General features: G+C 67.7%; 9 protein-coding genes. 5 read left to right on the forward strand and 4 right to left on the reverse strand.

From position 1 onward, the window contains the following. From ACXAID_RS25235 to ACXAID_RS25250, 4 genes are all read right to left on the reverse strand, one after another. The coding region (locus ACXAID_RS25235) for a DUF5931 domain-containing protein (RefSeq protein WP_475024919.1) at nucleotides 1-690 on the reverse strand (690 nt) is incomplete at its 3' end. Continuing rightward, nucleotides 687-1,439, reverse strand: coding sequence for an amino acid ABC transporter ATP-binding protein (locus tag ACXAID_RS25240; RefSeq protein ID WP_475024926.1), 753 nt, complete (start codon nucleotides 1,437-1,439; stop codon nucleotides 687-689). The genes ACXAID_RS25235 and ACXAID_RS25240, both read right to left, overlap by 4 nt. A gap of 23 nt (nucleotides 1,440-1,462) precedes the next feature. Beyond that, entirely contained in the window at nucleotides 1,463-2,383 is a 921-nt protein-coding gene (locus ACXAID_RS25245; RefSeq protein ID WP_475024920.1) for an amino acid ABC transporter permease, read from the reverse strand. 16 nt (nucleotides 2,384-2,399) lie between these two features. Further along, a complete protein-coding gene (locus tag ACXAID_RS25250; RefSeq protein ID WP_475024921.1) occupies nucleotides 2,400-3,317 on the reverse strand; it encodes an ABC transporter substrate-binding protein in 918 nt (305 codons plus the stop codon). Nucleotides 3,318-3,512: 195 nt separating this feature from the next. Here ACXAID_RS25250 and ACXAID_RS25255 point away from each other — a divergent pair, with 195 nt between their 5' ends. From ACXAID_RS25255 to ACXAID_RS25275, 5 genes are all read left to right on the forward strand, one after another. Beyond that, entirely contained in the window at nucleotides 3,513-4,106 is a 594-nt protein-coding gene (locus ACXAID_RS25255) for an HdeD family acid-resistance protein (protein WP_475024922.1), read from the forward strand. An 83-nt stretch (nucleotides 4,107-4,189) separates the two neighbouring features. Further along, on the forward strand, nucleotides 4,190-5,671 hold the full coding sequence (locus ACXAID_RS25260) for a cytochrome ubiquinol oxidase subunit I (RefSeq protein WP_475024923.1): 1,482 nt from the start codon (nucleotides 4,190-4,192) through the stop codon (nucleotides 5,669-5,671). 32 nt (nucleotides 5,672-5,703) lie between these two features. After that, on the forward strand, nucleotides 5,704-6,753 hold the full coding sequence (cydB, locus tag ACXAID_RS25265; protein ID WP_475024924.1) for a cytochrome d ubiquinol oxidase subunit II: 1,050 nt from the start codon (nucleotides 5,704-5,706) through the stop codon (nucleotides 6,751-6,753). 53 nt (nucleotides 6,754-6,806) lie between these two features. Then, nucleotides 6,807-8,381 (forward strand): thiol reductant ABC exporter subunit CydD, encoded by a 1,575-nt coding sequence (gene cydD, locus ACXAID_RS25270; RefSeq protein ID WP_475024925.1) that lies wholly within the window; start codon nucleotides 6,807-6,809, stop codon nucleotides 8,379-8,381. Nucleotides 8,382-8,442: 61 nt separating this feature from the next. Continuing rightward, nucleotides 8,443-9,084, forward strand: a 642-nt coding sequence (locus ACXAID_RS25275; protein ID WP_475024927.1) for an ABC transporter domain-containing protein, incomplete at its 3' end; no start/stop codon positions are given.

Genomic DNA, 9,084 nt, shown 5'->3' on the forward strand with positions numbered 1-9,084 from the left:
ACGCAGGGCGCGCTCCTGCTCACCGGCCAGTTCGGCCAGCCGGCCGGCCTCCCCGCCGATCTCCCGGCCGCGGCGAGCCACCAGCGCGAGCACCTGGATCGCTCCGTCGTGAACCTGGCGGGACAGCCGCTCACGCTCCTCGAGTGCCGCCGACAGCCGCGCCGCGCGCTGCAGCTCACCGTGGGCGCGCCGGGCGGTCTGTGCGGCCATCCCCACCGCAAGGCCCACCGCCAGCTCGATGACCAGCGTCGCGTGCCGCCCGAGGTCGATGTGCACATAGCCCTTCACCGCCGCGCTGGCGGCCATGACCAGCAGACCGGTCAGCATGCCGGCGACGGGACCGAACAGGATGGCCGCCGAGATCGTCGCGTTGGTCGCCCACAGCGTCGTCGGCCAGGACTGGTTGTCGGCCGCCCACTGATCACCGGCGATCACCTCGGTGGACAGCACCAGGGCCACCACCACCGCGATCTCACCGATCACCCAGCCCGGACGGCGCCCGAACCCGTACAGGTAGGCCAGCGCCCACACCACGCTGACGCCGACGAGCACCCCGAACAGCAACCACCCGGCCGTCGGATGATCCAGATCGGGATTGATCGCCAGCTGGAAACCCAGCGCATAGATACAGCTGAGCAGACGGAACACCTGGGCGGCCCGCCACAGCGGCGTGGCCGGATCCTGGTTCACATCACCTTGGAGAGAAACGCTTTCGTCCGATCGTGCTGCGGGTTGCTCATGATCTCACGCGGAGCGCCGCGTTCGACGACGACGCCGCCGTCCATGAAGGCCAACTCGTCGGCCACCTCGCGGGCGAAGCCCATCTCGTGGGTCACGACCACCATCGTCATTCCCTCGGAGGCGAGCTTCTTCATGACGGCGAGCACCTCGCCCACCAACTCGGGGTCCAGCGCGGAGGTCGGCTCGTCGAAGAGCATCAGCTTGGGGTCCATCGCCAGTGCCCGGGCGATCGCGACGCGCTGCTGCTGACCGCCCGACAGCTGGGCGGGGTAGGCCTCGGCCTTGTCGGCCAGACCCACCTGGTTGAGCAGATCGCGGCCCCGTTCGGTCGCCCTGGCCTTGTTGACGCCCTTGACCTGAACCGGCGCTTCGACGATGTTGCCCAACGCGGTGCGGTGCGGGAACAGGTTGAAATGCTGGAAGACCATGCCGACGTCGCGGCGTTGCTTGGCGACGTCACTGGGCTTCATCTCGTGCAGCTTGCCGCCGCGCTCCCGGTAGCCGACCAGCTCACCGTCGACGTAAAGCCTTCCCGCGCTGATGGTTTCGAGATGATTGATGCAACGCAGGAACGTTGACTTGCCCGAGCCCGACGGCCCGACGAGCACCAGCACCTGACCCTTGTGCACTTCCAGGGTGATGCCCTTGAGCACCTTGAGCGCCCCGAAGTCCTTGCAGACCAACTCGGCCTTGACCATCGGCCGGCCGGTGCCCGGTGTCGTCATTTGCCCTCACGCTCCTCGGGGGCGGCCTGGGCAGTGGCCAACGCTTCGAGTTGTTTGTCGGTCAGCTTCCGCGAGGCGCCGCGGGAGAAGTAGCGCTCCAGGTAGAACTGCCCCACCATCAACACGCTGGTGATCGCCAGGTACCAGACCGCGGCGACCATCAGCAGCGGCACCGGCTGGAAGATCCGGGCCGCGATCTCCCGGGTGGCGATGCTGTACAGGTCGAACGCATACGGCACCGCCGTGACCAGCGAGGTCGTCTTGAGCAGGCTGATGACCTCGTTGCCGGTCGGCGGGATGATGACCCGCATCGCCTGCGGCAGCACCGTGCGGCGCATCGCCAACGACCACGACATGCCCAGCGCCGTGGAGGCCTCCAACTGCCCCTCCGGAACCGACGTGATGCCGGCGCGCACGATCTCTGCCATGTAGGCGGCCTCGTTGAGCGCCAGGCCGAGCACCGCGAGCAGGAACGGGAAGGACAACGCCTGCAGATCGACCTGCAGCAGCGTCGGGCCGAACGGCACCCCGAGCTGGATGTTCTGGTAGATCACCGGGATGAGTCCCCAGAACGCCAACTGCACGTACACCGGGGTGCCACGGAAGATCCACAGGAACACCCAGGACACGGCGCCGAGCACCGGGTTGCCCGACAACCGCATGATCGTCAGGACCACCCCGAGCACGATGCCGATGGCCATCGAGTAGACGGTCAGCTGGATCGTGTTGAAGACCCCGAGCAGGATCCGCTCGTGGAACAGGTACTCGAAGAACGTCGACCACTGATAGGCCGGGTTGGTGGCCGCCCCGTAGACGAACAGCCCGACCAGGACGAGAATGACGGCCGCCGCCACCGCCCGCCACGGATGCCGCAGCGGGACTGCGTCGACGGCTGACGGCGTGCCGACATCGCTCATGCGCTCGACCCTTCGATCAGGAGACGGCGCCGTTGATCACCGGCTTGTCGATGAGCCCCTCCTCGAGGCCCCAGTTCGTGGCGATCTCGCGGTACTGACCGTTCTCCATGAGGTGCTCGAGCGCCTGCAGCAGCGACTGGGCAAGCGGTGAGCCCTTCTCCACCGGCCACCCGTAGGGCGCCGAGTCGAACACCTCGCCGGCCTGCTCGAGCTTGCCGTTGGTCTGCTTGATCGCATACAGGGTCACCGGCGAGTCCGCCGACATGGCGTCGGCCTGGCCGAGCACCACGGCGTTCGTCGCGGCGTCCTGGCTGTCGAACGGAACGATCTCGATCGGCGGCTGACCGGCCGCGGTGCACTCCGCGCTGCGCGCCGGCAACTCGTCGGTCTCCTGCACCGTGGTCGCCTGCACCGCGACCTTCCTCCCGCACGCGGTCTCGGGGGTGATGTCCGAGCCGGCAGGCTTGGCCCACAGCGTGCCCGCCGAGAAATAGGTGACGAAGTCGACCTGCTCCTCGCGCTCCTTGCTGTCGGTGAACGACGACATCCCGACGTTGAAGGTGCCGCCCTGGATGGACGGGATGATCCGGGCGAAGTCGGCTTCGCGGTACTCCGGGGTCAGCCCCAGCGTGCCGGCGATCGCATTCATCAGGTCGACGTCGAAGCCGACGATCTGGCCGTCGGGATCCTTGAACTCCATCGGCGCATAGGGGATGTTGACGCCGATGATGAGTTTGCCCGAAGACTTGATCGCCTCGGGGACGGTGTTCGCGATCTCGTCGACGGTGTCGGCCTGCACGCTTTCGGTCGGCGATTCGGGTGCGCTCGAGTCGCTGCTGCTGGAACAGCCCGAGAGCGCCAGGGCGCCGCTGGCGGCAAAGACCGCCGCAATCCGCCAGAAGCTCTTCCGGCGGTCTTGGATTCCACCCAACACGGTTGCCTCAACTTTCTGCTTCGGGCCGTCAGCCCCGCGACCAGAGACCGATCCCGGTCATCTCCAGCCAAGGACGTTAACGACCGATGACCCGACGCGCAGCGCCGGTAACGGAACATTAACGAGCGTATGGAGATACCACAGCCGTAACGCGAAATCAGGCGATCGGGCAGCCGGTTGTGTCACACTGCGCGAATGGAAACCGGCACTCCCCCAAGCATGTTGCAGCACTTTTGGAAAACCGCGTTGCTGTCCGGAGTTCTCGCGGTCATTCTCGGCGTCATGGTGCTGGTCTGGCCGGCGATCAGCATCTTTGTGGCCGCGATCTTCTTCGCCGCCTACCTGTTGGTCGCCGGCATCACCCAGGTGGTCTTCGCGTTCAGCCTCAAGGTCTCGCTGGGCGGACGCGTGCTGCTGTTCATCAGTGGCGCCGCGGCGCTCATTCTGGCCGTGATGTGTTTCATCAATTTCGGCGATGCCGTACTGCTGCTGGCCATCTGGATCGGAATCGGATTCATCTTCCGCGGCGTGGCGACCACGGTCTCGGCCATCAGCGACCCGACGCTGCCCGGCCGGTGGTGGGAGCTGGCCATCGGCGTGATCAGCCTGATCGCCGGCGTGGTCGTGCTCGCCGTTCCGTTCGAATCGCTGGCCATCCTGACCCAGGTCGTCGGCATCTGGCTCATCGTCCTCGGCGTCTTCGAAGTCGTCTCGGCGTTCGGTATCCGCAGCGCGAGCAAGAAGATGACGGAACTCAGGCAGGAAGTCACCGCGCCCTCGCCGGAATGAGTGCCGGAAGTCCCTAGCGCCGAGCGTCCAGAAAGTTACTACACTGTGTCGTAGTCTGGATCGGTCGAACCCGGGAGTGGCAGATGGACGCATTGGACGTGTCGCGATGGCAATTCGGCATCACGACGGTCTACCACTTCATCTTCGTCCCGCTGACCATCGGTCTGGCGCCGCTGATCGCCGCCATGCAGACGGCATGGCACATCACCGGCAACACCGCCTGGTACCGGCTGACCCGGTTCTTCGGCAAACTGTTCCTGATCAACTTCGCCCTCGGCGTGGCGACCGGCATCGTCCAGGAATTCCAGTTCGGCATGAACTGGAGCGAGTACTCCAAGTTCGTCGGTGACATCTTCGGGGCGCCGCTGGCGTTCGAAGGCCTGATCGCGTTCTTCTTCGAGTCCACCTTCATCGGACTGTGGATCTTCGGGTGGGGGCGCCTCCCCCGGGCGCTGCATCTGGCCTGCATCTGGATCGTGGCCTTCGGCGTGAACGCCTCGGCGTTCTTCATCATCGCGGCGAACTCGTTCATGCAGCATCCGGTCGGGGCCCGGTTCAACCCGGAAACCGGCCGGGCCGAGCTGGTGGACTTCGTCGCGCTGCTGACCAACAACACCGCCATCTGGGCGTTCCTGCACGTCGTAGCCGGTTCGTTCTTGACCGCGGGCACCTTCGTCGCCGGTGTGTCGGCCTGGTTGATGGTGCGGGACCGACGCAAAAGCGCCGCGCTGGCCGATCAGGAGGCCGGCCTTGTCGAGGCGCGGACCATGTACCGGCCCGCGACGATCGCGGGCAGCCTGGTCGCACTCGTCGCCGCGGCAGGGCTGTTCTTCACCGGCGACTTCCAGGGCAAACTCATGTTCGTCCAGCAACCGATGAAGATGGCCTCAGCGGAATCGTTGTGCGACACCGAGACCGACCCGGACTTCTCCATCCTGACCGTCGGCACCCACAACAACTGCGACAGCGTGACCCACCTCATCGAGGTGCCCTACGTGCTGCCGTTCCTGGCCGAGAGCAAGTTCACCGGCGTCACCCTCGAGGGCGTCTCCGACCTACAGGAGGAGTACCAGCAGAAGTTCGGCCCGGGCGACTACCGGCCCAACCTGTTCGTCACCTATTGGGCGTTCCGCGCGATGATCGGGTTCCTGTTGATCTCGGTGGCGTTCGCGCTGGCGACCCTGTGGCTGACCCGTCGCGGCCGGATACCCGACCAGCGCTGGTTCGGGCTGTTCGGCATCCTGACGATCCCGACCCCGTTCCTGGCCAACTCGGCAGGCTGGGTGTTCACCGAGATGGGCCGCCAACCCTGGGTGGTGGTACCGAACCCGACCGGTGACCAGATGGTGCGGATGACCGTCCAGGAAGGTGTCTCCGACCACTCCGCGGGCACCGTGCTGTTCTCGCTGATCACCTTCACACTGATCTACGGCGTCCTGGCGGTGATCTGGTTCTGGCTGATGCGCCGCTACGTCACCGAGGGGCCACTGGAACACGATTCCGAACCGGCGCCGCCCAAGTCCCCGAGCGACGACGACGTCGCCCCCCTGTCGTTCGCCTACTGAGCGCCCGCGCAGAAGAGAGGACATGAATTCTGATGGGACTACAGGAGCTGTGGTTCTTCCTCATTGCGGCGCTCTTCCTCGGATTCCTCGTTCTCGAGGGTTTCGACTTCGGCGTCGGCATGCTGATGATCCCCTTCGGGGCCGCGGCCAAAGGCGGCAAGGAGGAATCTGACAAACACCGCCGGGCCGCGCTGAACACCATCGGGCCCGTCTGGGACGGCAACGAAGTGTGGTTGATCACCGCCGGTGCGGCGATGTTCGCGGCCTTCCCCGTCTGGTACGCCACCGTGTTCTCGGCGCTGTATCTGGCGCTGCTGGCCATCCTGTTCGGGATGATCGTGCGCATCGTCGGCATCGAATGGCGCGGCAAGATCGACGATCCGCAGTGGCGCAGCTGGGCCGACATCGGCATCGCCGTCGGCTCGTGGCTGCCCGCCATCCTGTGGGGTGTGGCTTTCGCCGTGCTGGTGCAGGGACTGCCGATCGACGCCGACGGGGCCTCCCAGGCCACGCTGTTCGACATCGTCAACGTCTACACCCTGCTCGGTGGGCTGGCCACCGCGTCACTGTTCGCCTTCTACGGGTCGATCTTCGTGGCGCTCAAGACCACCGGGGGCATCCGTGACGACGCGTTCCGCTTCGGGCGGATCCTGACGGTGCCGGTGATCGTGCTGGCCGGCGGCTTCGGGCTGTGGACGCAGCTGGCCCACGGCAAGACCTGGACCTGGCTGGCGCTGGCCGCCGCGGTGGCGGCGCTGCTTGTGGCGGTCGCCCTGGTGTGGTCGCACAGCAGGGAGGGGTGGGCCTTCTTCTCGATGGTGCTGGTGATCGCCGCGGTCGCGGTGCTGATCTTCGGCTCGCTGTATCCCAATCTGCTGCCCTCCACCCTGAACCCGGAGTGGAGCGTGACCATCTACAACGGCTCGTCGACGCCCTACACCCTCAAGATCATGAGCTGGGCCTCGCTGACGCTGCTGCCCCTGGTCCTGGGCTATCAGGCCTGGTCCTACTGGGTGTTCCGGAAGCGGATCAGCGCCGACTCCATCCCCGAGTCGATCGGACTGTCGAGGCGTACGTCCTGACAGACACCTCGCGCGCCCCGATAGACCCGCGGTTGTGGCGGGCCTCGGCGGCGATGCGCCGATTCCTGGTCGCCACCACCGGATGCGGCGTGCTGATCGCGGCCTGCACGATCGCATCGGCGGTCGTGCTCGCCGGGATCGTGGCCCGGGTCATCACCGATCCCGGCCCCCGCAGCCTCGACGTGCTGGCCGCGCCGATAACAGTCCTGGTGGCGCTCTGGACGGTGCGGGCGCTGGTGACCTGGCAGCAGGGCCGGCTCGCGCAACGCGGCGCCAGCGCGGTGATCGCCGATCTGGCCGATCAGGTGCTCACCACCACGACCGCACTGCCGCCGCGTGAGCTGGCCGGCCGTCGCGACGACGCCGCGGTCGTCGTGACCCGCGGCCTCGACGGCCTGCGGGTGTACTTCACCAACTACCTTCCTTCGCTGTTCGTCGCGGCGATACTGACTCCGGCGACCGCAGTGGTGATCGCCGTCTACGACCTGCAGTCGGCGGTCATCGTGCTGATCGCGCTGCCGCTGATCCCCATCTTCATGGTGCTCATCGGGCTGGCCACCGCCGAACGGTCCGCAGCCGCGCTGGCCGCGATGTCCACGCTGCAGTCCCGGCTGCTCGACCTGGTGGCCGGCCTGCCCACGCTGCGCGCACTGGGCCGGGCCGCCGGATCGGTCGGACGGATCTCCGAACTGAATGCCGCCCACCGGCGTTCGGCGATGGCCACGATGCGCATCGCATTCCTGTCGGCACTGGTGCTCGAGGTGCTGGCCACGCTGGGGGTCGCCCTGGTGGCGGTCAGCGTCGGGATGCGGCTGGTCTATGGACAGATGACGCTGACAGCGGGGCTGACCGCGTTGCTGCTCGCACCGGAGATGTTCTGGCCGCTGCGCCGCGTCGGGGCCGCGTTCCATTCCGCCCAGGACGGAAAAACCGCTGTGCAGTCGGCTTTTCAGCTCATCGACCAGGCGCCGGCGGCTCGGACGGGAACGGCCGCGGTGACCGGCGACACCGTCACGATCGAGGTCGACGTGCCCGCCATGGCCGTCACCCCGGGCCGGGTGACGGTGCTGACCGGCCCCAACGGTGTCGGAAAATCCACTCTGCTGCAGGCGATCCTGGGGCTCGGCCCGACGATGTCGGGACAGGTCCGGGTCAACGGCGTCGATGTCGACGAACTCGACGTGCAGCAGTGGTGGTCGCGGGTGGCGTGGCTGGCTCAACGCCCGGTGCTGGTGCCGGGAACCGTGCTGGAGAACCTGCAGCTGTTCGGTCCGATCCCCGACCTCACCGGGGCGTGCCGGGCAGCATGTTTCGACGTTGTCCTCGACGAACTTCCCGACGGCCTGCACACCAGGGTGGGCCGCGGCGGGGTGGGCCTGTCGCTCGGGCAGCGGCAGCGGCTGGGGCTGGCCCGGGTGCTCGGCTCCCCGGCGCCGGTGCTGTTGTTCGACGAGCCCACCGCCCATCTGGACGGCCCCACCGAGGCGCGCGCGTTGGGGGCGATCGCCGAGCGGGCGCGTCGAGGTGCGGCCGTCCTCGTGGTCGGGCACCGCGCACCGGTGCTGGCCATCGGCGACGACATCGTGCAGTTCGGGGTCGACATGGGTGGCGTCGGTGCCGCACGCTGAGTCGTTCCGCCTGGCCTGGTCGCTGCTGCGGCCCCGGATCCCCCGGGTCGCGTTGGCCGTCATGTTCGGGGCGCTGTCGCTGGGCAGCGCGCTGGCGCTGGCCGCGGTGTCGGCATGGTTGATCACCCGGGCCTGGCAGATGCCCCCGGTGCTGCAGCTGACCGTGGCGGTGGTCGCGGTGCGCGCATTGGGGATCTCCCGCGGGGTGCTGGGCTACTGCGAACGCCTGGCCTCACACGACACCGCGTTGCGCGCGGCGGGCAACGCGCGCGAGCAACTGTTCTCCCGGCTGGCGGCCGGGCCGGTGGAGGCGGTCATGCGCCGGCACAGCGGAGACCTGGTCGCCCGCATCGGCGCCAGCGTCGACGAGTTGGCCGACGTGGTGGTGCGCGCGGTGGTGCCGATCGGTGTCGCCGCCGTGCTCGGGGTGGCCGCGGTGACGTTGATCGGGATGATCTCGCTGCCGGCCGCCGCAGTACTGGCGCTGGGCATGCTGATCGCCGGCGTCCTCGCCCCGGCGCTGGCCGCACGGGCGGCGGCCGCCGCGGAGAGTCTGGCCGACGAACACCACGCCCAGCGCGACACCGCGACCATGCTCGCCCTCGAACACGCCGCCGAACTGCGGGTCAGCGGCCGGCTCACCGGCGTCATCGAGGCCGCAGGCGACGAACAACGGCGATGGGGCCACGCCACGGACCGGGCG

The sequence above is a fragment of the Mycobacterium sp. ABE4_509 genome (assembly GCF_056160785.1).